The organism is Zwartia sp. (assembly GCF_049655405.1).
Taxonomy (GTDB): domain Bacteria; phylum Pseudomonadota; class Gammaproteobacteria; order Burkholderiales; family Burkholderiaceae_B; genus Zwartia.
Genome location: NZ_JBASJR010000013.1, coordinates 335269 through 358905, shown reverse-complemented (window position 1 = coordinate 358905; position 23637 = coordinate 335269). Strand labels below are relative to the sequence as shown.

Sequence of the window (23637 nt, the reverse complement as noted above, 5' to 3'; positions counted from 1 at the left end):
TAAAAAATTGATGCCAGAACCTACTTGGATGGTCCGGACGCTAACCACGGGTGAGTTTTTTTATGCTGCTGTTCAAAAGCTTGAATTTGCTCACCATAACCTAGCGTGAGTGCAATTTCATCGACCCCTTTTATCAAGCATTCTTGCCAGAAAGGATCGATGTCAAAGTGTAGAATTTCAGGCAGGTACGATGCGCGCACAGTGCATGCTTGAAGATCAATCGCGATCTGCAAATCATTGAAGTCGGTTGCTGCAGGGGGAGTGAGTGCGGCGGTTTGAGCGAGCTGTTGACGGAAAGGGCCGAGTAATTCTCTGGGCAGCACGATCGGAAGCACACCATTTTTTAAACAATTATTATAAAAAATATCTCCGAAGCTGGGCGCCAACACTGCTCTGATACCGAAGTCAACCAATGCGTAGACTGCTGCTTCGCGGGAGGAGCCACAACCAAAATTTTCATCACAGACCAACACGCTCGCGCCTTGAAAAGTCTGTTGATTGAGGATGAAGTCTTCGCGGGGGAGGTCTTGATCGTCCATGCGAAGGTCGTAAAACAAATAGTCACCATACTCGCCACGACTTTTTTTGAGAAAGCGGGCGGGAATGATTTGGTCGGTGTCAATATTGCGACCTTCAATAGGGGCAGCTATGCCATCCAGCGTGATAAAGGGAGTCATCATGAAATCCTGTCATGTAAAGCGCGAACATCGGTCAAATGGCCTGTCACCGCTGCCGCTGCGACCATGGCTGGACTCATTAGATGGGTTTTGACTCCAGGCCCCTGACGTCCGACAAAGTTTCGATTTGAGGTAGAGGCAATGCGCTCTCCAGCAGGTGCAGTATCGCCATTGATACCAACACACATCGAACAACCTGGTTCACGCCATTCAAGTCCGGCTTGTTTGAAAATCAGATCAAGTCCTTCTTGCTCTGCGGCGCGCTTGACCTGCATCGAACCTGGTACCACGATGCCAGGAACTTTGGATCGAGTGTCTTTTAAAATATTTGCTGCGCTGCGCAAATCTGTGAGTCGCGCATTGGTACAAGAACCAATAAATACTCGGTCGATTTTGATTGTGCTGAGAGGGGTTCCTGGGGTAAGTCCCATATAACTCAGCGCATCCGTCATGGACTGGCGCAAAGTGATGTTTGTCTCATTCATCGGGTTTGGAACAGTCCCTGTGATAGGCAAAGCAGCCTCAGGACTGGTTCCCCAGGTCACCATGGGTGCAAGTGCCCCAAGATCTAGTTCGACTTCGCGATCCCACGAACAACCTGGATCTGAAGCCAACTCCTTCCAACGGACCAACGCTTGATCCCAGTCGCCTTGTTGAGGTGCAAAGGGACGGCCGTACAAGTAATTAAAGACAAGATCGTCTGGTGCAATGATGCCAAAACGCGCACCCGCCTCAATGGTCATGTTGCACATTGTGAGCCGATCCTCGAGCGAGAGCGAGCCGATGGCAGGCCCCGCGAATTCCACGGCATGTCCTGTGGCGCCTGAGGAGCCAATCAGTGCAATCAGGGCGAGAATAATATCCTTGCCTGAAATCCCTGGTCGATGCTGACCTGTCAGCAAGACGCGCAAACCCTTTGGTTTGGGTTGCCAGAGAGACTGCGTGGCAAGCACATGCGTGCTTTCAGATTGCCCGATACCAAAAGCAAGCGCACCAAACGCACCGTGCGTTGAGGTGTGGCTATCACTACACGTCAGTGTGGAGCCGGGCAGGGTAATGCCTTGCTCTGGGCCCATGACGTGGACAATTCCTTGTCGCGCATCGTGAATAGGAAAATAATGGGCACCACTCCATTGCATATTTTTTTCAAAGCGCGTGATCATTTGGGTGATTTCTGGCGTGCACGCATCCCGAGGGTCGCGGCTGACTGTTGGGACATAATGATCCGCGACACCAAAGACTTGCTGTGGATTGCGAAGCGAGAGACCTCGTTCACGCAAGGCACTGAAGGCGTGAAAAGATCCTTCGTGAATGAGATGACGGTCAATGTAGAGCAGAGAAGGGCCTGTGTCTCGCTCAACGATCACGTGCTGACGCCAAATTTTCTCAAAAAGTGAAAGTGCAACTGGGGACGGGACTGCCATGTCAGGTTTCCTGATGATTCGCTGGGTGTTGTCGTGTCATGTCTGCTGAAACCGCAGCGCCATGAGAGGCGGCGATGGCCGCTGCATTGGCGGTGGTATGAGGATCCGTTCTAGAGGGAACAGGATCGATGTGCGTCAACAGATTCAGCACCCGATGCCTTTGCATGACTGCGTGCCGCGCTGCCAGGCCAATATCGTGACCGTCCTCGACAGAAAGATAGGCGTTTACTTCAATGTGCGCATCGACCAAAATCATGTCGCCCATTTTGCGTGTTTTGACATCGTGGGCACCCAGTACACCTGGCGTTTGCAAAAGCGTGGCCGTAATGGCAGCAACTTCTTGTTCGTCGGCGGAACGATCCATCAAGTCGTGAAAGGCACTCGATCCAAAAGTCCAACCCATTTTCCCAACCATCAGCCCAACAAACAAGGCGGCAATCGGATCCAAAATAGGGTAACCCGCCAGGTTGCCGAGAATGCCGACCGCCACCACCAATGAGGAGGCCGCATCAGAGCGAGCATGCCAAGCATTGGCCACCAGCATGCTTGATTTAACGCGCTTGGCGATTTTCAGCATGTAGCGAAATAAAAGCTCCTTGGAGACGAGCGCCAGTCCAACGATCCAAAGCGCCGCGCCATGCACCGTTGGAATGTCAGCGGGATGATTGAGCTTATCAAAGGCGGCCCAAAGCATTCCGAGTGCGACCATGATTAATAAAACCCCCAGCACCATAGATGCCGCAGTTTCAAAGCGCTGATGACCATAGGGGTGCCCCTCATCAGCGTCTTTTTTGCTGTGATGGCTAGCAAAGAGCACAACAAAATCGCCTACCAAATCGGACAAGGAATGCACGCCATCTGCAATCAAGGCCTGAGACTTGGCCAGAATGCCCACCACAATTTGGGTGATGGACAACACGATGTTGACAAATACGCTTACCCAAGTGCTTTTGTTTGCGGCGGCGCTGCGTTCCTCAACAGTGAACTCTGTATCCTCGCTGTCGTCGTGGAGGTCAGATGGTTTCATAAATGGTTTCTCGATGGCACGAAGTTCATTGGTAAAAAGCTTTGAAACGTTGGGGGCTAAAGGGCGCCAGGTTAATTTCTGGCTCAGCGCCTGCGGCCAGTTGTGCCACCAGACGTCCGGTGCGCGCGGAGCCTACTAGTCCGACGTGACCATGACCATAAGCGTGAATGATATCTCGACAACCCGATGCGAGGCCAATACAGGGAAGCCCGTCTGGTGTGCTCGGGCGTCGTCCCATCCAGATTTTGATGCGGTCAGTAGAGAAGTCTTTGGGGAGTTTGGGGTAAATCGCCACCAGATGTTTGCGTAAAATTTCGGCACGTCGCCAGTCTGGTATGTCGTCTTTTTCTGCAATTTCAACCTGTCCGGCTACGCGCAACCCACGTTCCATACTTGTCACGATCACTTTGCGGTCTGCAAACATCGTGGGAATACGGGGGCCTGCCTCAGGCTCACCAACCACAGCGTGATACCCGCGCTCAGACTCAAGTGAGACGCGATCGCCAGCTAAATGCGCCAAATCTTTAGATCTTGCTCCAATGGCAATGACGGCTTTGTCACAAACGACCTCACCCTGGTCGGTGAGGACGGCTTTAAGTTGACCTTGCTCGATCCGAAATCCGGTCGCCCGGGCACGAATGAGTTGCGCACCTCGTTTTTGAGCATGAGCAATGAGTGCGGCTGTGTAGGCGCCAGGATTTCTGCAACTCCCTGTTTCCGGGACCAGGACACCAAAGGTGTAGCGTCGATCGAGGTCGGGTTCGAGCGTTGCGAGCGCGGAGGCGTCAAGCTCTTGCCACTCAATACCTTCTTTGCGGCGGATATCCCAAGCTTTTGCATCCTGTAGAAAGTGAGACTTAGAGAGATAGGCATGTAAAAGGCCTGTACGCACAATTAAATGACTCACGCCCGCTTGTTCGGCCATTTCTTGATGTAGATCAGGCGCACCAGCGAGCAGACTGCGAAGCGCGACAGCCGTACGCTCGATTTTTGTGTAGTTGGAGGCTGCATTGAGGTAACGTGCCAGCCATGGCAGGGCACGTGGGAAATATTTCCAGCGAATCGCAAGGGGTCCTAAAGGGTCGGCAATCCATTTTGGTACGTTTTTCCATGCGCCAGGTGCGGCGGCGGGTAGAACTGAATGGGAAGAAAGCCAACCAGCGTTGCCATAACTCGCCGCCTGCTCGTCTCCGGGTTGATCTGGTTCGACCAAGGTGACGCGCAAGCCAGCATTGAGGCATTGGTAGGCGCTGGTGGCTCCAATAATGCCTGCTCCGATAATGACAACGTGTTCTGTCTGATGCATGATGGTCGTGATGACAAGAAGGAAGTTTATAGCCCAAAGTTATTTGGGCTTTTGGGTCAATCCATCGTAGCATCAAGGACTGTTCGAGTCTTTAAACACTCCGGTATGATCTGATTTTTAATTGACGCCCTTGATGGACTTAAAAGGGCTTTTGACCCGGGAGTTGATTCTAATGAAAGCTGTTTTTATTGATGCAAGCGACACGCTAGGTGATGTAGCAGAGCGTTTGCACCGCGCTGATGACATCGCACTGGTGGTGAATCGTCAGGTCGACATCACGCCTGAGCAAATCCCGGCTGCCATGGGTGATGCAGAAATATTGATTGTTGATCATACCGCCGTGCCCACAAACATTGCCAAGCAGTGCAAGGGACTCAAGCATGTCGTTTTTCTCGGAACCGGCGCTCGCTCCTATATGAATCCCGAAGAGTTAGCGGAGATCGGCATTGAGGTGCACATCATTAAAGGCTATGGCGATACGGCTGTGGCCGAGTGTGCCTTTGCCTTAATGTGGGCCTCTGCCAAGGGTTTTGCCCGCATGGATCGTGAAATGAGGGTGGGGAATTGGTTACGCACAGAAGCCGTTCAGCTGACCGGAAAAACACTGGGTTTGATCGGCTTTGGCGGTATTGCCGCTGAAATGGCACGTTTGGCACTTGGTGCAGGCATGCAGGTTTTGGCCTGGAACCGCACGCCAAAGTCTTATCCTGGCGTTCAGTTTGTCTCGCTAGACGAGCTGTTGGCGCAAAGCCAGGTGATTTCATTGCATTTGTTGCTCAATGATGAAACCAAGGGTTTCATTTCACGTGAGCGCATTGCACAAATGAAAGACGGTGTGATCTTGGTCAATACAGCCCGAGGTGCCGTGATTAATGAGCAGGCGATGGTGGATGCGTTGCGTTCAGGAAAAATTGCGCATGCAGGTTTGGATGTTTTTGAAATCGAACCACTTCCCAAAGATCACCCTTTTACTAAGATTGAAAATGTCACGCTTTCGGCGCATTCAGCCTTCCGAACCCCCGAGGCCAGCGACAACCTGATCGAAGCATCTTTAAACCACTGCCGCCGAATTTCGGGGCAGGGCACATTGCGTTAAGGAGATCACTATGCGTCAAATATTTACCCACTTGTCGGTTGCACTGATCGCGGCGTCTACCTGTTCAACAGCATTTGCTCAGGCAGATACCAAATTTCCCTCGCGAGCCATCACCATCGTGGGTGGCTTTCCAAATGGTTCTGGCATCGACATTTACGCGCGCAAACTAGGCGAGGCGATCACTGCTTCCTGGAATGTGCCTGTGGTAGTGGAGGCTAAAACAGGTGCAGGCGGCAATATTGCCTCTGATTTAGTCGCACGTGCCCAGCCAGACGGTTATACCTACTTGTTTGGCACAGCAGGCACGCATGCGATCAACCCCGCGCTCTATAAAAAACTTAGTTTCGATGTGGAAAAAGACTTTACCCGCATCGCAATTTTGGGTGACGTGCCCAACGTTCTCTTGATCAATCCTAGCAAGCTACCTCAAGTCAAGACCTGTGCAGACTTGCTTAAGCTGATGCGGGATAAGCCCGGTGCGTTGAATTACGGTTCGACCGGCAATGGCGCCTCCACGCATTTAGCGGGTGCTCAGTTTGCGAACGCGGCTAAAGTCGATATCGCCCATATTCCCTATCGTGGTCAGGGACCGGCGATGACGGCTTTATTGGGCGGAGACGTGGAGATGTTCTTTAATCAGAGCGCACCCGCCATTGCTTCTGTCAAAGGCGGGCGGACTATTGCTTTGGCCGTGACCAGCCCAACGCGTTTGGCTGCACTGCCAGACGTTCCGACCGTTGCCGAGGCCTGTAATTTGCCAGGTTTTGTGAGCACGACTTGGTACGGATTATTTGGCCCAGCTAAGCTTCCGGCCGACATTGCCAACAAAATGAGTGCTGAAGTGGTCAAAATTGTTTCGACGCCTGCGTTCAAAACATGGCTCACAGACACCCAGGGTATTACGCCTGCCGCAGATCCTAGCCCAGCAGCGTTTGCCCGTATTCACCAAGAAGACATGAAAAAATGGGCTGAGATTGTGAAAATTTCTGGTGCTCAAGTGGATTGAACATCAGTTGTTTTGGCATCGACGGGTGAGGTAAAAGTGCTTTAAAATCCGTGGATGCCTTCATCACATCCCGCTTTTTGTAAATTGTGGCTCCTCAGACGCTTTTTAATAGTCTTTGGAGCCATTTCTGTTTCCGGTTGCATGGTCGGACCCGACTTCAAGGCTCCCGAAGTCAAACTGCAATCCTCCTTCAGCGAGCCGAAGAAAACGGAGTTCACCGAGACGGTTCCGAGCGCCATCGAAAAAACACCGAATCCGGTGAGATGGTGGGCAGACTTCAATGATCCCACCCTAAACGATTTGCTGGCTAGGGCGGCGAAGGATAATTTGTCTCTGCAGCGCGCAGCACTTCGCATTTATCAGGCGCGCTCTCAACTCGGTGTGGCAGACGCCAGCCTGTTGCCCACAGCTGCCTTGACTGGGGGGGCTGTCCGTAGTGATCAACCGAATGCACTGACGCAGTTCCTCAACGTCTCCTCACTGTCGACCACACAGAACATGGTGGTACAGGCTAACTGGGAGATTGATTTTTGGGGAAAATATCGACGTGGGATCGAAAGTACCGTGTCTTCGTTGTTTTCAACTACTGCGGCCTACTATGCGGCGGATGTTTCATTGGCTGCTGATGTGGCCAATACCTACATCACGATTCGCAATTATCAGTCTTTGATTCGCGTGGCGCGTGCCAACTTGGGGCTTCAGGCTGAAAGTTTGCGTATCGCCACGTCCCGGTTTAAAAATGGCGCGACGTCACAGCTAGATCTCAGTCAGGCTGAGTCACAGTATGAGCAGACTAAGTCCGAAATCCCAGGCTTGATCTCAGCACTCAAAAATTCCGAATATGCGATGAGTATTTTGCTGGGTGAACCCCCAGATTTTTACGAAAAAAACTTTGGTCAAACTCGCGCAAGTTTGCAGCCTCCCAAAGCCCTACAAACCGGCATCCCCAAGGACTTGTTGCGACGTCGTCCAGATGTATTGCAAGCAGAGTACGCTGCTGCTGCCCAGTCGGCACTGATTGGGGTCAATGCGGCTGCCTTGTATCCGAGTTTTTCTTTGAGCGGTTATTTTGGCTTTCAAAATGTCTCCGTCAACAACGTGAGCCAATCCAGCTTGTTTTCTTGGGATAATCGCACCAGCTCCATTGGCGGCAGCTTTATGTTCCCATTGTTTTATCGGGGCGCGATCATCGACCAGATTCGCGTTCAGGATGCGGTCTTCCAAAGCAGTGTGCTGGCTTACCAAAATCAGGTCTTGCAAGCTCAAAAAGAAGTTGAACAGGCGATTGTTGCCATTTCAACGACACGCAGCTCAACTGTGGATCTCATCAAGTCTGTTGCGGCGGCACAGCGCGCCGCTTCGCTTGCTCTTGATCGTTATAAAGCGGGTCAAAACGATTACAACACCGTCATCGTGGCTCAGCAGCAGCTTTTGCAAGTTCAAAATAGCTTGGTGCAGACCCAAACCAATAATCTTCTTGGTTACGTAGCCGCCTTTAAAGCGTTGGGTGGCGGATGGTCAGGTGAGTTTGTTGTGCCTGCCTTGCCTGCTGCGATGGTCCAGCAAATGCAGGCAAGAACAAATTGGGGTGATGCCTTGGTCAATCCTGCCGAGCCAAGATTAGTGAAGTCAAGTGAGACGATTCAATGAGCACGATGATGAACAATACGATGGCTGGCCGGATGTTTGGGGTATTGATCGCTTTAGCGGCGGTTATGCTGCTGAGTGCCTGCGACAAAAAAGCCGCACCGAAAGTCAGTCCACCTCCTGCGGTGACGGTAGCGAAACCCGTCTCTCAGGATGTCCGAAGTTTCGAAGTTTTTGATGGCAACGTTGCGGCCTATCTCTCCGTTGATCTCGAGGCGCGAGTGCCAGGTTTTCTGACAAAGATCGCCTTTGATGATGGTGCCTATGTCAAAAAAGACCAGTTGTTATTTGTCATTGAGCAGGATCAATATGCTCAGCAGGTCAACTTGACGCGTGCAGTATTTCAAGAGGCCAAGATCGAAATTACGCGCCAGAAAGCCTTGTTAAAAGATAATGCCACGTCGCAGGCTGCGGTTGACAAGGCGATGTCTGTGTACCTGCAAGCAGAGGCCAATCTCAAACTGGCCGAGATCAACTATGGCTACACTGAAGTGCGCGCACCTTTTGATGGGCTGATGGGCCGACATCTCATCGATGTCGGTAACTATCTAGGTGCGAGTCCTCAGGGCGTCAAGCTGGCGACGATACAAAAAATCGATCCTATTTATGTTTATTTTTCAATCAACGAGCGAGATCTCCTGAAATATCAGAAACGCTTTGGCACTGAAAATGAACGTAAATCTCAAGTCAATAAATTACCCGTTCATGTGCAGTTACAGGGTGAGGAGGGTTATCCTCATACCGGTACGCTGGACTTTGCGGCTAATCTGTTGAGTACCAGTACGGGTTCCTTGCAGTTGCGTGCTGAGTTGCCCAACAAAAATGCTAGTTTGTTGCCTGGTCTGTACGCAAAAGTACGCGTGGAATATGGCGAGTCCCGTTTAGCGGTCTTGATTCCCAATACAAGCATACTGACTGATCAGCAAGGCGATTATGTCTTTGTCATCGACGAGGCAAAAAAAGCCACACGGCGCAACATTAAGCGCGGTCAAAGGTTTGCGCCACTGGTCGAGGTGACGAGTGGTTTAGCAGCGACCGATACGGTCATTATCAACGGGTTTATCAACGTAAGAGATGGCTTGGTTGTCAATCCAGAGCTCTCGACCGTTGCTCCGTTGCCTGCACGTTAATAGAGTCAGGCAACAGGACTACTCATGCTCTCAAAATTCTTCATTGAACGCCCCGTTCTTGGAAATGTGATCGCCTTGATCACGATGCTGATCGGTGCAGTTTCTATTTTTGGTTTGCCGATCGCACAATACCCGCCCATGACACCGCCAACGGTTCAGGTGACGACGATGTGGCCTGGGGCAAGCGCAAGTATCGTGCAGCAGTTAGTGGCGAGTAACATCGAAAATCAGGTCAATGGTGTAGAGAATATGCTCTACATGCAATCAGATTCGACCAATGATGGACGTTACACGCTGACGGTGACCTTCGAAGTGGGCACTGACCCAAATATGGCGCAGGTCACTGTACAAAACCGTGTGGCGATCGCGCTGGCCTCTTTGCCACAAGCGGTACAAAAGCAAGGTGTGACGACAAAGGTCCAGTCAACGTCTATTTTGCAGTTCGTGACGTTAACCTCGAGTAACCCCGACCACGATGCCTTGTTTCTCAGTAACTTTGCCAATTTGCAATTACAAAACCGTTTAGCGCGTATTCCGGGTGTGGCTGCGGCAAACGTGTTTGGTGTGGGCAACTACAGTATGCGGATCTGGCTGGATCCTGCGCAACTAAAAATGCGCAACTTGACGCCAACCGATGTTTCGACGGCGATCAGTCGTCAAAACGTGATGTTGGCCGCCGGCCAGGTGGGGGCGCCTCCAGTGCCCATGGGACAGGACTTTCAACTGACACTTAATGTCACGAGTGCGCTGGAAACCCCTGAGCAGTTCGAACAGATTTTGCTCAAGACAAATGATCAAGGCGAGTTGACGCGTCTAAAAGATGTTGCCCGCGTTGAAATGGGCAGTCAAAACTACAGTCAATTTTTTCGCTTAGGTGATAAGCCTGCAGGTGGGATTGCGATCTATCAGCTCCCCGCAGCCAATGCCATTGATGTCGCCAAGGCCGTCAAGTCGGAGATGGAAAAGATTTCCAAGACCTTCCCCAAAGAAATTAAGTGGGAGATTCCGTTTGATACGACGATGTTCGTAACAGCGTCTATTACTGAGGTGTATCACACGCTTTTCGAAGCGGGTATCCTGGTGCTGTTAGTCATCATGTTGTTTTTACAAGATTGGCGTGCGACGCTCGTCCCCGCGACCACCGTTCCAGTGACAATTATTGGTGCTTTTGCTTGTATGGCGGGCATGGGTTTTTCGATCAATCTTTTGACACTATTTGCGATTGTTCTGTGTATCGGCATTGTGGTGGACGATGCGATTGTGGTGGTAGAAGGGGTGGCCAAAAAGGTTGAGTTAGGTCAAACGCCACGCCAAGGCGCAATTAATGCGATGACGGAGTTACTGGGTCCGATTATCGGTATTACTTTGGTATTGATGGCGGTATTTTTACCTGCTTCATTTATCGCGGGTATTACTGGACAGATGTACCGTCAGTTTGCTTTGGTGATTGCAGCAACGGCTCTCATCAGCGGTATTAATGCGGTGACGCTCAAGCCCACGCAAGCTGCGCAATTTATTACTCCCAAGTTGCCCGGCGCGAAAAAGAACTGGTTTTTTGTTAAGTTTGATCAAGTGTTCGAAAAGATATCAGCCTGGTATGCCAGGCTGATGCGCCACTTGATGAATAACCGGAAAGTCACTTCCATCGTCGGACTGGTGCTGATTGTCGGTGCCATCATTGGCTTGATTCGCTTGCCGACCGGCTTTATTCCAAACGAAGACCAAGGCTACTTGGTCGTTGCCGTTCAGCTGCCTGATGCGGCAGCGTTATCGCGTACACAGGCTGGGATGGCTAAGGTCGTCACTGCCGTTGAAAAGGTGCCTGGCGTCAAGCAAGTGGTGTCGATCGGTGGAGTGAATGCGCTGAGCAATAACAGCTCACAGTCCAACACCGGCGTCATGTATGTGATTTTGAAGCCTTGGGAAGAACGCGGTAAAGGCGAGGACCTCAAGTCCATTTACCTCGGGATGGCGCAATCGCTGAAATCCATTCAAGAAGTCTCTGCGAACGTCTTGTTGCCCCCTGCGATTCCGGGTCTGGGTTTATCTGGCGGTTTTCAAATGCAGTTGCAGCTTGTCGATGGTAGCAATGATTTTAAAAAGCTTGAAAAAATCACCGAAGATTTTCTGGCTGAGGCGCGTAAGCGTCCGGAAATCATGGCGATTTTCACGCCCTTCAGAAATAACGTCCCTCAGTTAAAGCTAACCTTTAACCCTTCCAGAGCAGAAACTTTAGGCGTGTCTTTGGGAGATGCTTATGACGTTCTGCAGTCCTCGGTTGGCTCGACTTACGTCAATCAGTTTTTTAGATACGGTCAGACATATCAAGTTTTTCTACAGGCTGACGGCAAGAATCGTATGAGTGCCGATCAGATCTCGCGCCTGTACGTTAAAAATAAATCTGGCAATATGGTCCCAATGGGATCATTTATTGAAATCACCGAGACAACGGGACCTGCCATTGCCTCTCAGTACAACATTTATCCTACTGCAGCGATCTTGGGCGCGGCAGCTGACGGATTCAGCTCGGGGCAGGTGATCACGGCACTCGAGGAGCTGGCGCGCAGCACGTTGCCAGAGTCCGCGAGCTTTGAGTGGACTGCGATGTCTTACCAAGAAAAACTCGTTGGTAATACGGTCGTCTTGGTGTTCGCACTCTCCATTTTGCTGGTGTATTTGGTACTGGCTGCGCAATACGAGTCTTGGGCTGCTCCGATTTCCGTCATTTTGGCTGTTCCGTTGGCGTTGGTCGGCACGGTACTTGCCCTCATGGCCACGGGGTTGGCTAACAACATTTACGTGCAGATTGGTTTGGTACTGATGATTGCGCTCGCCTCTAAAAACGCGATTTTGATCGTTGAGGTGGCTCTCGAAGAACAGAAAAAAGGCTTAAATGCGGTTGAGGCGGCATTGAAAGCTTCGCACGAGCGTTTTCGGCCAATCGTGATGACCTCAATTGCGTTTATTTTGGGTGTTGTGCCGCTTCTCACGGCGTCAGGTGCTGGGGCCGCTGCGCGGGTATCTATCGGTATCACCGTATTTAGCGGAATGATTGCCTCGACATGTTTGGCCGTAGCCCTGGTACCGGTCTTTTATGTTGAAATTCAAACTTGGGTAGAGAAGCGGCAAGCCAAGCATGACGCAAAGGTCGCAGCACGTTTAGCGGCACATGAACGTGCAATGGCTGCTGACAAAGCCCAGACGCAAGATAATACGACCCCAGATCAATCTCCCACTTAACCCATCATCAGCGGAGTACATAGCACCATGAATCCATCCAGCATCAAAAGCGGCGCTTCCGTTGGTTTAGTGGGTTTGGGTGTGATGGGGCGGGGCGTCGCGGTCAATATTATTAAAAGTGGCTTCAAACTGTTGGGTCGTGATGTCAATCCGGAGTCCCTGACCTGGCTGACTTCAATCGGTGGACATATCGCCCAGACCCCTGTCGCCATGACAAGTGAGTGCGACGTTATCGTGAGTTTCGTCGTCAATGATGCCCAAACAGAGGATGTCCTGTTTGGTGAACAAGGTCTTGCCGCCACGATGAAACCTGACTCAGTGTTTATCGCATGCAGCACCATGCCGCCCAAGTACGTCAAAGACCTCTCACACAGGTTGGCAAAACTGAAGATCCACCTCGTGGATGCTCCCGTCAGTGGCGGAAAAAATGGTGCATTAAATGGTACGTTGACGGTGATGATGGCGGGTGATCCTGCTATTTGCGAGCGTGTGCAACCAGTACTGTCGAGTTTTGGCGGTAATATTTTTTCACTGGGTAGCGATGCGGGTAAAGGCAGCCAGATGAAAGTCATCAATCAGTTGCTGTGTGGTGTGCATATTGCTGCAGCGGCTGAGGCCTTGGCCATGGCAAAGCGCAATGGTTTGCCACTTGATACATCGCTTGAGATTCTCAAAAGCGGCGCGGCATCGAGTTGGATGCTTGCCGATCGCGGTCCTCGTATGGTGACGGAGTCATTTGATGATGTCGCTTCTGCCGTCGACATTTTTGTTAAAGATCTCGGTCTTGTTCTGGATAGTGCACGTCAGTCGACGTTTCCTGCCTCAATGGCACATGCTGCATTTTTACAGTTTATCGAGGCAAGCAGCCACGGCCATGGTCGGCAAGATGATTCAGCCGTGATCCGTAACTATACCGACGCTGCTTAAGCCATTTCGTCAGGCGAAGAGTTCATGCGGCTAGGGCGCCATTCAATCGCCGACCTGTGACTGTCGGCACTTTTTGGGCTGATGTAGGTAAACTGTCTTTTTTTAATCTGTCGAGACTCATTCCATGGCCCGCATTCCTTACGCAGACTTAAACAATCCCGAAGCAAAACCATTGGTTGACCGTATCACCGCTGAACGCGGCAGCGTCTTGCATCTCTATCAGATGCTGTTGCACAGTCCTCCGGTTGCGAGTGGCTGGCTCAATTATTTGACGGCAATCCGTCAGCAAAGCTCTTTGCCAGGTGCTTTGCGCGAGCTTGTGATTATGCGGATTGCGATTGTGAATGGCGCACCCTACGAAGCAGAGCAGCATGCTCCAATCGCCTTGCGCGAAGGTGTCACGCAAGCGCAACTCGATGACTTAACAGAGTGGAAAGCGTCCAAGCAGTTTGACCCGACCCAACGCGCTGTGCTTGCTTATGCGGATGCGATGACCAAAGAGATTCATGTGTCCCCCGAGGTTTTTGCCGGGGTCAAGGCATTGCTGAGTGAGCGCTTGATCGTCGAGTTAACGGCGACGATTGGCGCTTACAACATGGTTTCACGCTTTTTGGAAGCCTTGCAAATTCATTCGCACGACGTCCGCTAACAAGTTGCCCGCGAGAGCACTTGTTAGCCAGGTAAATTAGGACGTGTAAAGAGGATAGCCGCCGGGCTCAGCATCCAGCAGTCTGAGCATGGCGTGCCACTCAAGCTCACCATAGGGACGACGCACACCTGGTTGATACAGGTGTGCGGATTTCTCCAGAATTTCTTTGGGAGGAATCGACAAGGCCGCACCTGCCGCCATCGCATCGACTTGCGCTCGGCAAGACATCTCGAGTTGATACATCAAGTTAAAAGCTTGCGGGACGGAGGCACCACTTGTCAGTAAGCCGTGATTGCGCAAAATCATCGCGTTGTGCTGACCTAAGTCTCGCACAAGACTCTCACGCTCAGCCAAATCAATCGCTGGGCCAGCAAAGTCGTGATAACCGATGTGATTGTTAAAGCGACTGGATGTTTGTGTCATGGGTAGCAAGCCACACTCCATCGACGCTACGGCCATGCCGGCACGCGTATGCGTGTGAATGACACAACTGATGTCAGGGCGAGCGGTATGGATACACCCGTGAATGACATAACCGCTTTTGTTGATGCCGTAGTCTGTATCGGGCTTGCGCACAATCTCGCCTTCGACAGTGATGCGCACGAGGCTTGATGCGGTGATTTCCTTGTAAAGCAAACCATACAGGTTAATCAGAAGATCTTCGGTGCCTGGAATTCGGGCAGTGATATGGTTGTAAATCATATCGGTCATGCCGTACTTGTCCATCAAACGATAGCAAGCCGCTAGGGTCACACGTGTTTCCCACTCTTCAGGGCTGACTTTGCCTTTCAGGGGCTCAAACTGAGTAGAAAATTTGCCGCTCACAATAATCTCCTGTTTATTTTCTAGTGAAATCTTACCTTAGCGCGGAGGTGCCACGATGAGGTCGGCCGCATCTAGCGCTTGTTTGTTGAAATAGAGTTCGATATTGCGGTACATATGTCCGACGATATGGGGAACGTTGTCGTACACGCCACCGGCCGAATGCGGAGTGGCGACGACCTGATCCATATGCAGCAAAGGGTGGTCAGCGCGGGGAGGTTCTCCCTCGAAGGTATCGAGGCCGGCGCTCGAAAGCTGCCCCGAGCGCAAAGCATCCACAAGAGCGGTCTCATCAATGAGCTCACCTCTCGCGGTGTTGATCAACATCGCACCACGTTTCATTTTGCCAAATGTCTGGGCATTGAAGAGGTGCTTGGTTTGCTCGGTAAGCGGTGCATGTAGACTTAAAATATCGCTTTGAGAGAGCAGGGTATCAAAGTCTACGTATTGCACGTTCAATTGCTTTTCAATTGCAGGACCCAGGCGCGTGCGGCTATGGTAAATGATGTTGACATCAAAACCACCGAGACGTTTGGCGACAAAACGTGCAATATTGCCAAAGCCAAACAGACCGACTGTTTTACCGTCAAGTTTGGCGCAGACGGTACGAAGCTCAGAGGCAATCCATTTGCCTTCTTGGAGGCTGCGGTGCGCCAGAGGCAGGCGTCGCGAAGTTGCCAAGATGAGCATCAAGGTGTGCTCAGAGACAGGAATAGACGTTGCACCAGCGGTGATCGCGACAGTGACCCCTGCGCCTTTAGCGGCCTCGAGGTCAATTTTATCTACGCCGATTCCCCATTTCTGAATCAACTTTAAGCGTGGTGCCTGCGCGATCATCTCAGCAGTAATAAACGTCCCCGCTGCCATCAAGACATCTGCGTGACGGACCATCTCTAGGTGCTCGGACTGTTCATTCGTCTTCGCAAATGCAATCGTAAAGCCTTCTGGCTTGAGGCGATGAATCACTTCAAGGGTCGGTGCCGCCATGGGCGTGAGAAAAGCAATGTGTGGCTGCATGTGAATCGAAAGCAATCAGGTAAGGGGAATTATGTTGTGACGATGGTGATGTCGCCGCGCTCAATCAACAGCACTTTAATATCTTTTTTGACGATTTTTCCGTAACCGGATTTGGGCATCGACTCCCAAAATACAAACTGCCTCGGCCAGCGGTACTTAGCGCAACGTCCCTCGAGATGCCCCAGCAATTCTGGCGCTTCCACGGCGGGTACGCCCTCGCGTCTGACAACGACCGCCACGCCAATTTCACCCCATTTTTCATCCGGGACACCAAGGATTGCGATTTCCGCTACGCCTGGGTGTGTAAGGAGCACTTCCTCCACCTCACGTGGATAGACGTTTGAGCCGCCTGAAATATACATGTCAGATTCGCGACCGGTAATGTAGAGCAAGCCGCGTTCGTCCATGCGCCCCAGGTCGCCAGTGTGAAACCAGCCGCCTCTTAAAGCTTTAGTCGTGGCCTCGGCATTGCCATGATAGCCAGCAAATACGGCGGGACCGCGACAGCAGATTTCACCGATTTCGCCTGTGGCGACAGACTCAAGTTTGTCGTTGAGAATGGCAACTTCCATCCCGACACGCGGTCGACCACAAGAGCCAATGTTTGCATTGGGATCCGTATCATCCTCGCTGTGCATTTCACGAGGAAGAACGGTAATGTTGCCTGTGACTTCGCCCAAACCGAAGTATTGAACCAGGACTTTTCCAAGCTTGCGCAAGGCAAGCTTTTGGTCTGCTCGATACATTGGAGCACCTGCATAAATCACATATCGCAAAGAACTGTGATCGTACATATCGACAGCAGGGTGCTCTACCAGCATTTTGATAATGGTCGGCACGGTAAACATATTGGTGACACGGTAACGTTCGACCGCCTGCCAAAATGCGTCAGGATCAAGCTTTTCACTTGGCAATAAAACAGTCGCCGCCCCGCGTGCCACGTTGAGCAGGGCGTGAATGCCCGCCCCATGCGAAAGAGGGGCGACTGCGATTGAACAGTCTTGCTCCGTTGTGCCGGGAATCAGGTCTGCCAAATGATTGTTGACGACAAACGCCATCTGTCCGTGCGTCAGAATGCCGGCCTTGGGTTTGCCGGTCGTCCCTGAGGTATAAAAAAACCAAAGTGGATCGTCATACGAAACTGTTTCCTCTGCATCGTTTGCGCCCTGGTGCTGAGTGATTAACGCCTCATAGGAAAGCTCCCCTGGTCGAGGCTGACCAATCACGATGATATGTTTTAAAGTGTTTGAGGCCGCTTTCACTGCGTCTGTATGCGCGTGGAAACAATCCTCCACAATCATCGCGACCGCACCACTTGATGCACCGAGATAAGCAACTTCTGGAGGCGTCAGTCGAAAATTAGTCGGCACCCAGACGCAGCCAAGCTTGAACGCGGTCCAGCTGTTTTCAAAGGTCTGGAGATTATTTCTGGACTGCAACAGAATTCGGTCGCCTTTTTGGATACCGTGCGCGCGCAGGGCGCTCACCATGGCATTCACACGATCATTGATCTGTTTCCAGTTCCAGGTCTGGTCGCCAAGGATTAAAGCCGGACGTTGCGGATATAAGCGGGCGGTGTGCGTCAGTAACCGCCCCAGATTCATCGACTGCGCAGCGTTCACGTAGACTCCAGCACACTCAGGTAGTTGGCAACGGCTGCGCCGCCCATATTAAAGACCGCACCCATGTTGGCACCCGGAATCTGCATATCCCCTGCGGTCCCGGTGAGTTGCATGGCTGCCATGACGTGTTGGGAAACACCCGTAGCGCCAATGGGGTGTCCGCGTGACTTGAGACCACCAGAAGGATTCACGGGCAGTTTGCCTTCCTTGGTTGTCACGCCGTCCAGAATGACGCGTGCGCCCTGACCGTGAGGCGCGAGCCCCATGGCTTCGTATTCCAGCATTTCGGCAATCGTAAAGCAGTCGTGGGTTTCAACAAATTTCAAGTCGTTGAGCGAACTGCCCGCATCGGCAAGACCTTTTTGCCACGCCAACGCAGCACCTTCAAAGCGCGTCGCATCGCGTCGGGAAAGGGGAAGAAATTCGTTGACATGTGTTCGTGAGCGCCAACGCACGGCTGGAACTTTTGCACCCGACAAGGGTTCATTCGATAACACCAGCGCGGCCGCACCGTCAGAAACGAGTGAGCAGTCCGAGCGTTTCAGTGGTCCCGCGACAAAAGGATTTTTTTCGGAAGGCGTCCGACAAAAATCAAAGCCCAAGTCTCGTCGCATGTGCGCATACGGGTTGTGCATGCCGTTGGCATGATTCTTGGCGGAAATTGCCGCCAGAGCATCTGATTGATCGCCAAAGCGCTCAAAGTACTGGCCAGCAATTTGACCAAACACCCCGGCAAAACCACCCTCAGTGTGTCCCTCTTCTTTGACGAAAGAGGCCTTGAGCAAAATGTCACCAATCTCTTTGTTTGGAAGGGTATTCATTTTCTCCATGCCGACTACTAATGCGCGTTTGATCCGCCCGCTTGCCAGCGCATCCAGAGCGGCCCAGATCGCCGCTGAACCTGTTGCGCAGGCATTTTCCATCCGAACAGAGGGTGTGTGACGGAACTCAGGAATTGCAATGCTCATCAGGGCAGCGCTAAAGTCTTGTTGAACAAAACCCGCATTAAAGTGACCGACAAAAATTCCGTCGATATCGCCTGGTTCAAGGCCCGCGCTTGCGATAGCCGGTAACGCGGCCTCTCGGATCAGCTGGTCAAAGTCCATGTTGTCAAGCTTGCCGAAGGGGGTATGTCCCCAACCAACGATGTAAGGTTGCTTCATGTTTGTTTCCTTAGATCGAGCCGGTTTGGCTCTTGCGCAGCGTAGGAATCCCCACGCCAGAGGCGTCAAAGCCGCCATCGACGGCGATGCATTGACCATTGATAAACGATGCGGCAGGGCTGCAAAGAAAGCCGACTGCTTCAGCGATTTCTTCAGTTGTCGCGTATCGGTTCATGGGAATCGTGTCGTAATAGTCAGAGCGAATCGCAACACTGTGAACAAGCTTGGCCATGTCGGTATCGACCGGGCCAGGCGCGACAACGTTAGCGCGAATGCCGATCGTACCGAGCTCGACCGCTTGTTGTTTGGTGAGGTGAATAATCGCAGCCTTGCTCGTGCCGTAAGCGACTCGCAAGGTGCTGGCGCGCAAACCTGAAATGGAGGCAATGTTGACGATCGAGCCACTCCCTTGATTTTTCATATAAGGAATACAGGCTTGCGAGCACAAAAAAGCGCCATCCAGGTTAGTGCCCATGACGGTGCGGAATTCTTCAAAGCTGGTGTCCAAGAGCGGTTTAAACACCGCGACCCCTGCATTGTTGACCAGGGCGTCAATGCGACCGAATTTTGCCGCCACGAGATCAATGGCCGTTTGCACTTGGTCGGGTTTCGAAATGTCGCAGGTCAGGGCGAGCACATGGGAGGGGGCATTGAGCTCGGACTCAGTCGTTTTGAGCGTTGTCGCCTCAATATCCAGAAGCGCTACGCGGTAGTCATGGGCGAGAAACCATTTTGCAATCGCGAGGCCAATACCGCGGGCACCGCCCGTAATAACAGCAACAGGGCTATTAGATGTAGTTGAGGACAAGGTTGGCTCCAATATTAGAATTAATGTCGACAGAGTCAGACTTTACCAAATCGCGCTAAAGTAGGATAATTATAAATAGGAAGTTCCTCATGAGTCTGAATGAATGACAGGACAAGGCGCTGCGATTGCCCCCAATATCTTTGATGGATTCGCGGATACACGACTGTTACTTCCTCTCGTACTCGGCAATCTTTTGTCGCAAAATCTTTGGGATTTTAGTGCGCGTATACAAGCCAAGATTGTGGCTGCGGACACTAGCGCGCACGGAGTCGAAGACCCGCTTAAGTTTGTCCGGGCGATTCAAAAGCAGTTAGATCGCCACTTTAAGCATCTCCATCCAAGTGAAGTGGCTGATATATATGGCGAACTCTCGTTAGCGGATGAAAGGCTGCGACTCGGAAATAGGATAGTCGATCAAGCGCTCGAGACAATTGAGGCGAGCTTTTTGCAGCGCATCAATGATGGTTCTGTGCCCCGGAATGCCTTGGAGCCCTTGATGGCGCGAATCAAGCTTGGTTATTTTCCCGCATTTTTTTATGGAAATATTGATATTGTCTTGGCCAATAAGACTTTATTAGGTCAAAAATCCAGTGCCCCGAAGGGGGTGACCTCTTGTTTGGATGAGGTGGCTATTTTTGCGTCTTTGGCGATGACAATGCCTGGAGGCAGCGTCGCCAACGTTATCTCCTTATCAAGCGCGGCGCATTACACCGCCTTTGGTTGGCTGCCCAACGGCGAGGCCTGGTGGCTATACGGTAAAAATACACTCTATTCCAGACAAGACTGGTCTGATCTTGTCACACAGCAATTCGATGGAGACGCTCAACAAGCTTTTGATTTTTATTTAAAAGATATTGAGCGTGTCGTCTGTGTCACAGGTACCTTTGATCTCACTTCAGGGCAAACAAGCATCTCTCAAGAGCATCTTGTAGAGATCCTTGCACAGTTGGATCATTTTTTTGGGGTGCGTCTGACTCAAATGACTGCCGGAATATCTAAGTCTTCGAAAATTGAACATGCATCACCGTTCGCGCCTGTAATGCGAGCCTTGCTTGGCTCGCAGTCTCTTGAGTGGACACGAGAGTATTTGTTGACCCAGCAGGATTCCCCTCTGTTGGAGGTTCTATATTCCTTTCGGTCGCTCGAACTGCAAGATCTTTCTCCGTATCTGAGCGTTGCCCGTCAACAGCCACTTTGTAAGCTGTTGGGGCGTGCATTGACATCTCGTCTAGAGGCTGTTGATTTAGTCAAAAATATAGAGGGATGCGCCTCTATTTTTAAAGATCGCAACCGCATTGCGATGCCTGACGAAACGCTTCGATTAAAAACGGGTACAGACAGGGACAAGGCGTTGCTTTTGCATACTCTCATAGAGCATGTTTGTGTATTGACATCAGTGAGTGAACAGGTCGTGACCTTACTGACAGAAGATGATAGTTTTGTTTGTATGGATAGTTTTTGTTTCAGTCTCAAAACACTCAGCCATGTGACTCGCCCAATAACAGGCATCGTGGCGCAACTCTCTGATGGCGCTTGATTCTTGATGTCTGTGCCAAAAGCTGCCTATCTTGTTTCAGATGAGACTGTGCCACGCCATGAAAAGTGGGTGGTTTATTGTGTCGCGTTTGCTGCGTTTACCTTTCAATTTGAAGCGTTCGTGATTAGCGTTGCTTTACCTGACATGGCGAGGGAGCTGGGCTCTTCGTCGACAGAGATTTCCTTTGTTGTCATTGCCTATCTATTGGCAGCAACAGTGTCTTTTCTTCCAGCAGGGCGGTTGGGTGATCGCTATGGCTTACGTCGCATCTTTCTTTATGGTGCACTTCTGGCGTGCGCGGGTACCTTGTTGAGTGGCATTTCGTTTAGTTTGCAGCAGCTGTGGATCAGTCGACTGATCACAGGAGTAGGAATGGGAGCGCTTGTAGCCGTCAGCTATGCCATGATCCCCGCGTGGATCAATCAAAAAAGACTTGGGTGGGGCTACGGCATGCTTTCTTTAGGGGCTGGCCTTGGCATGATTGCAGGTCTTCCTATCGGTGGATTGCTTTCTTATTATCTTGTTTGGCAATGGATTTTTCTAGCAAGCATCCCGATCTTTGTGGTGTTACTCGCAGTCGCTTATCACCACTTGCCAAGACGTAAGCTGTCTGGCTTGATCACCTCATCGCAGCCCGGGCTGGATAGGACAGGCCTGTTGCTGTTTTCCATATTGTTATGTTCCCTGATGCTCATGATGAGTCTCGGCGCGGAATTTGGTTGGACCTCACGGTTAAATTTTTCTTTGATATTCGCCATATTAGTATCGGCATTTGCGCTGGCATGGCGTGCATATCGAGGGCGATCACTGCTGTCACCCGAGCTGTTTCGATGCGCAGGATTTTCCCTTGCATTATTAACGTTGTTTCTGTTTCAGTTCGTCAGTAGTGGAATACGATTTTTGATGCCGTTTTACCTTGAGCTAAGTGTTGGTTTGACGGTTCTCATGAGTAGTGCATTGATGCTGATCTATCCGCTGTCGTTTGCTCCGACCGGGGTTTGGGCTGGACGTCTCGCTGATCGAGTGGGCTCTCGCTTGATGGTGCTTTTGGCGCTTGGTTTAGGTGCATGCATTTGTGCACTCTATATTGGTGCTCTCACACAACTCAATATATGGATGTTTAGTTTGTTTATGTGTGGTTTTGGCGTGGTGTGCGCGCTATTTTCACCACCCAACAATCGACTCATCATGTCGAGCGTGCCTACCCAACATCGTGGAGAGGCTAGTGCACTATTGCCCATAGCACTCAATATGGGGAGTTTGTTAGGGATTAGTTTTTTTGAGAGCGTCTTTAGTTTGCACTTTTCTCAAGAAGTAGGGCAATCGTTAGAGAATTTCGCATCTACACAAGGGGCCCAACAAATCATCATGGATGGATTCGAGCTCGCTTTTTTATTTGCAGCCTTGATTTTTTTGTTGACGTTTGTTGTTGTTTTTCTTTTTAATCATCCCCGAGAAAAATAAAAAAACGCGCAAATCAGCCAAGGCGATATTTGCGCGCATGGAGTGCTAAAGCGTGAGGCTTTACTCTTTTTTATTCATAAATTCGATCAGATCTGAAAACGTCTTTTTGTAATCGATCATTTCTTGATCCATTTCTTTGGGGCCGCGAACATCTAAAACCATTCCATTTTTGAGAGCAAACTCAGCAAACTCCTTGCTGTTCGCGACCCTAAGCGAGGCGGCCACAAGTTTGTCCAGTGTCTCTTTAGGGATGCCTTTGGGCGCAACGACGCCATAGTCAGCCGGCAGCGTCACGTTATAGCCCGCTTGCACCACGGATTCGGCATTTGGAAACTGTGCGTATTTTTCTTTGGAAAATGAGGCCAATACTCGAACCGTTCCTGCATCGACGTGCGAACGGACTGTGGGCGCGTAGCCGGAGGTGGCCTCAACACGACCGCCAAGTAATGCGACCAGTGCTTCGCCTCCACCCCCTGTAAAAGGAACCGTCGCAATTCTAACTTTGGCGACTTTGTTGAGCTCTTGAATCACAAGATCTGGCGCAGTTCGATATCCGGATACTGCAATACGAATTTTGCCCGGATTTTTTCGAGCAGCGTCGAGCAAGTCCTCAAGCGTTTTATAGGGTGAGTCGGCTTTGACTGTAATGATGGCGGGGATATCAACAAGCGAGACGATTGACTGATAATCAGCTGGACTTTTCCACGCCAGCGCTTTGTTGACGAGCGGTTGATACGCCATAGAGCTGTTAGAGCTCAGGCCAATCGTGTAACCGTCAGGTTTGGCACGAATCACTTGCCCCACACCAATCGTTGCAGAGCCGCCAGGCTTGTTTTCAACGTTGACGGTTGCGTTGAGCTCTTTGGCCAGTTGAGTGGAGAATTGTCTTGAAAGGGGGTCCGTGGAACCACCCGGGTTGTAGGGGACGATAAAAGTGATGTCTCGACTAGGATATGTTTGCGCCAAGGAAGGCGTCGCGCTCAACACTGCAAGCGCTAGAGTGGCCATCTGTGCTGATAATTTAATCAATGACATTGTCTGCTCCGTTGGTGGTCTGGTTAGCAATGAGAACCTT

General features: G+C 51.1%; 19 protein-coding genes. 9 read left to right on the top strand and 10 right to left on the bottom strand.

The annotated features are described in order from the left end of the window. Positions 1–20: 20 nt before the first annotated feature. Genes leuD through WBJ47_RS13120 form a run of 4 tightly spaced genes read right to left on the bottom strand, consistent with a single transcriptional unit; the run spans position 21 to position 4434 of the window. Positions 21–680: a 3-isopropylmalate dehydratase small subunit gene (gene leuD, locus WBJ47_RS13135; protein WP_422243546.1), complete on the bottom strand. Its 660-nt coding sequence runs from the start codon at positions 678–680 to the stop codon at positions 21–23. Beyond that, on the bottom strand, positions 677–2101 hold the full coding sequence (leuC, locus tag WBJ47_RS13130; protein WP_422243545.1) for a 3-isopropylmalate dehydratase large subunit: 1425 nt from the start codon (positions 2099–2101) through the stop codon (positions 677–679). Before leuC ends, leuD begins: the two co-directional genes overlap by 4 nt. Position 2102: 1 nt before the next feature. Beyond that, entirely contained in the window at positions 2103–3128 is a 1026-nt protein-coding gene (locus WBJ47_RS13125) for a cation diffusion facilitator family transporter (protein WP_422243544.1), read from the bottom strand. A 25-nt stretch (positions 3129–3153) separates the two neighbouring features. Next, positions 3154–4434 carry an NAD(P)/FAD-dependent oxidoreductase gene (locus WBJ47_RS13120; protein ID WP_422243543.1) on the bottom strand — a complete coding sequence of 427 codons (1281 nt, stop codon included), beginning with the start codon at positions 4432–4434 and terminating at the stop codon, positions 3154–3156. A 172-nt stretch (positions 4435–4606) separates the two neighbouring features. On the opposite strand from WBJ47_RS13120, the gene WBJ47_RS13115 reads away from it, so the two are divergent. The 7 genes from WBJ47_RS13115 to WBJ47_RS13085 all read left to right on the top strand — a co-directional run bounded on the left by WBJ47_RS13115 (position 4607) and on the right by WBJ47_RS13085 (position 14129). Further along, positions 4607–5530, top strand: coding sequence for an NAD(P)-dependent oxidoreductase (locus WBJ47_RS13115; RefSeq protein WP_422243542.1), 924 nt, complete (start codon positions 4607–4609; stop codon positions 5528–5530). Positions 5531–5540: 10 nt separating this feature from the next. Next, positions 5541–6536, top strand: coding sequence for a Bug family tripartite tricarboxylate transporter substrate binding protein (locus WBJ47_RS13110; protein ID WP_422243541.1), 996 nt, complete (start codon positions 5541–5543; stop codon positions 6534–6536). A gap of 54 nt (positions 6537–6590) precedes the next feature. Then, positions 6591–8186 (top strand): efflux transporter outer membrane subunit, encoded by a 1596-nt coding sequence (locus WBJ47_RS13105; RefSeq protein WP_422243540.1) that lies wholly within the window; start codon positions 6591–6593, stop codon positions 8184–8186. Then, entirely contained in the window at positions 8183–9313 is a 1131-nt protein-coding gene (locus WBJ47_RS13100) for an efflux RND transporter periplasmic adaptor subunit (RefSeq protein WP_422243539.1), read from the top strand. The genes WBJ47_RS13105 and WBJ47_RS13100 overlap by 4 nt, the downstream gene beginning before the upstream one ends. A gap of 24 nt (positions 9314–9337) precedes the next feature. Then, entirely contained in the window at positions 9338–12553 is a 3216-nt protein-coding gene (locus WBJ47_RS13095) for an efflux RND transporter permease subunit (protein WP_422243538.1), read from the top strand. A 27-nt stretch (positions 12554–12580) separates the two neighbouring features. After that, a complete protein-coding gene (locus WBJ47_RS13090; RefSeq protein WP_422243537.1) occupies positions 12581–13480 on the top strand; it encodes an NAD(P)-dependent oxidoreductase in 900 nt (299 codons plus the stop codon). Positions 13481–13604: 124 nt separating this feature from the next. Next, positions 13605–14129 (top strand): carboxymuconolactone decarboxylase family protein, encoded by a 525-nt coding sequence (locus tag WBJ47_RS13085; protein WP_422243536.1) that lies wholly within the window; start codon positions 13605–13607, stop codon positions 14127–14129. A 36-nt stretch (positions 14130–14165) separates the two neighbouring features. Here WBJ47_RS13085 and WBJ47_RS13080 read toward each other — a convergent pair whose 3' ends face one another. From WBJ47_RS13080 to WBJ47_RS13060, 5 genes are read right to left on the bottom strand one after another with little or no spacing between them, the layout of a single operon-like run. Further along, positions 14166–14954: a class II aldolase/adducin family protein gene (locus tag WBJ47_RS13080; protein ID WP_422243535.1), complete on the bottom strand. Its 789-nt coding sequence runs from the start codon at positions 14952–14954 to the stop codon at positions 14166–14168. A gap of 36 nt (positions 14955–14990) precedes the next feature. Continuing rightward, positions 14991–15968, bottom strand: a complete 978-nt coding sequence (locus WBJ47_RS13075; protein WP_422243534.1) for a 2-hydroxyacid dehydrogenase — start codon at positions 15966–15968, stop codon at positions 14991–14993. Between the two features lie 29 nt (positions 15969–15997). Continuing rightward, positions 15998–17572, bottom strand: a complete 1575-nt coding sequence (locus tag WBJ47_RS13070; protein WP_422243619.1) for an acyl-CoA synthetase — start codon at positions 17570–17572, stop codon at positions 15998–16000. Between the two features lie 14 nt (positions 17573–17586). Continuing rightward, complete coding sequence (locus WBJ47_RS13065) at positions 17587–18753, bottom strand: acetyl-CoA acetyltransferase (protein ID WP_422243533.1); 1167 nt, start codon at positions 18751–18753, stop codon at positions 17587–17589. Between the two features lie 10 nt (positions 18754–18763). Further along, positions 18764–19561, bottom strand: coding sequence for an SDR family NAD(P)-dependent oxidoreductase (locus WBJ47_RS13060; protein ID WP_422243532.1), 798 nt, complete (start codon positions 19559–19561; stop codon positions 18764–18766). Positions 19562–19664: 103 nt separating this feature from the next. Here WBJ47_RS13060 and WBJ47_RS13055 point away from each other — a divergent pair, with 103 nt between their 5' ends. Next, the gene (locus WBJ47_RS13055; protein WP_422243531.1) at positions 19665–21098 is read left to right on the top strand and encodes a hypothetical protein; all 1434 of its coding nucleotides are present in this window, start codon (positions 19665–19667) and stop codon (positions 21096–21098) included. 6 nt (positions 21099–21104) lie between these two features. Continuing rightward, positions 21105–22562 carry an MFS transporter gene (locus WBJ47_RS13050; RefSeq protein WP_422243530.1) on the top strand — a complete coding sequence of 486 codons (1458 nt, stop codon included), beginning with the start codon at positions 21105–21107 and terminating at the stop codon, positions 22560–22562. A 60-nt stretch (positions 22563–22622) separates the two neighbouring features. On the opposite strand, the gene WBJ47_RS13045 is transcribed toward WBJ47_RS13050, so the two are convergent. Continuing rightward, complete coding sequence (locus WBJ47_RS13045) at positions 22623–23597, bottom strand: Bug family tripartite tricarboxylate transporter substrate binding protein (RefSeq protein WP_422243529.1); 975 nt, start codon at positions 23595–23597, stop codon at positions 22623–22625. Positions 23598–23637: the final 40 nt, after the last annotated feature.

Bases quoted from the DNA above. Each gene is read 5' to 3' on its own strand.
- leuD (WP_422243546.1), bottom strand. From the start codon at position 680: ATGATGACTCCCTTTATCACGCTGGATGGCATAGCTGCCCCTATTGAA.
- leuC (WP_422243545.1), bottom strand. From the start codon at position 2,101: ATGGCAGTCCCGTCCCCAGTTGCACTTTCACTTTTTGAGAAAATTTGG.
- WBJ47_RS13125 (WP_422243544.1), bottom strand. From the start codon at position 3,128: ATGAAACCATCTGACCTCCACGACGACAGCGAGGATACAGAGTTCACT.
- WBJ47_RS13120 (WP_422243543.1), bottom strand. From the start codon at position 4,434: ATGCATCAGACAGAACACGTTGTCATTATCGGAGCAGGCATTATTGGA.
- WBJ47_RS13115 (WP_422243542.1), top strand. From the start codon at position 4,607: ATGAAAGCTGTTTTTATTGATGCAAGCGACACGCTAGGTGATGTAGCA.
- WBJ47_RS13110 (WP_422243541.1), top strand. From the start codon at position 5,541: ATGCGTCAAATATTTACCCACTTGTCGGTTGCACTGATCGCGGCGTCT.
- WBJ47_RS13105 (WP_422243540.1), top strand. From the start codon at position 6,591: ATGCCTTCATCACATCCCGCTTTTTGTAAATTGTGGCTCCTCAGACGC.
- WBJ47_RS13100 (WP_422243539.1), top strand. From the start codon at position 8,183: ATGAGCACGATGATGAACAATACGATGGCTGGCCGGATGTTTGGGGTA.
- WBJ47_RS13095 (WP_422243538.1), top strand. From the start codon at position 9,338: ATGCTCTCAAAATTCTTCATTGAACGCCCCGTTCTTGGAAATGTGATC.
- WBJ47_RS13090 (WP_422243537.1), top strand. From the start codon at position 12,581: ATGAATCCATCCAGCATCAAAAGCGGCGCTTCCGTTGGTTTAGTGGGT.
- WBJ47_RS13085 (WP_422243536.1), top strand. From the start codon at position 13,605: ATGGCCCGCATTCCTTACGCAGACTTAAACAATCCCGAAGCAAAACCA.
- WBJ47_RS13075 (WP_422243534.1), bottom strand. From the start codon at position 15,968: ATGCAGCCACACATTGCTTTTCTCACGCCCATGGCGGCACCGACCCTT.
- WBJ47_RS13070 (WP_422243619.1), bottom strand. From the start codon at position 17,572: ATGAATCTGGGGCGGTTACTGACGCACACCGCCCGCTTATATCCGCAA.
- WBJ47_RS13065 (WP_422243533.1), bottom strand. From the start codon at position 18,753: ATGAAGCAACCTTACATCGTTGGTTGGGGACATACCCCCTTCGGCAAG.
- WBJ47_RS13055 (WP_422243531.1), top strand. From the start codon at position 19,665: ATGACAGGACAAGGCGCTGCGATTGCCCCCAATATCTTTGATGGATTC.
- WBJ47_RS13050 (WP_422243530.1), top strand. From the start codon at position 21,105: ATGTCTGTGCCAAAAGCTGCCTATCTTGTTTCAGATGAGACTGTGCCA.
- WBJ47_RS13045 (WP_422243529.1), bottom strand. From the start codon at position 23,597: ATGTCATTGATTAAATTATCAGCACAGATGGCCACTCTAGCGCTTGCA.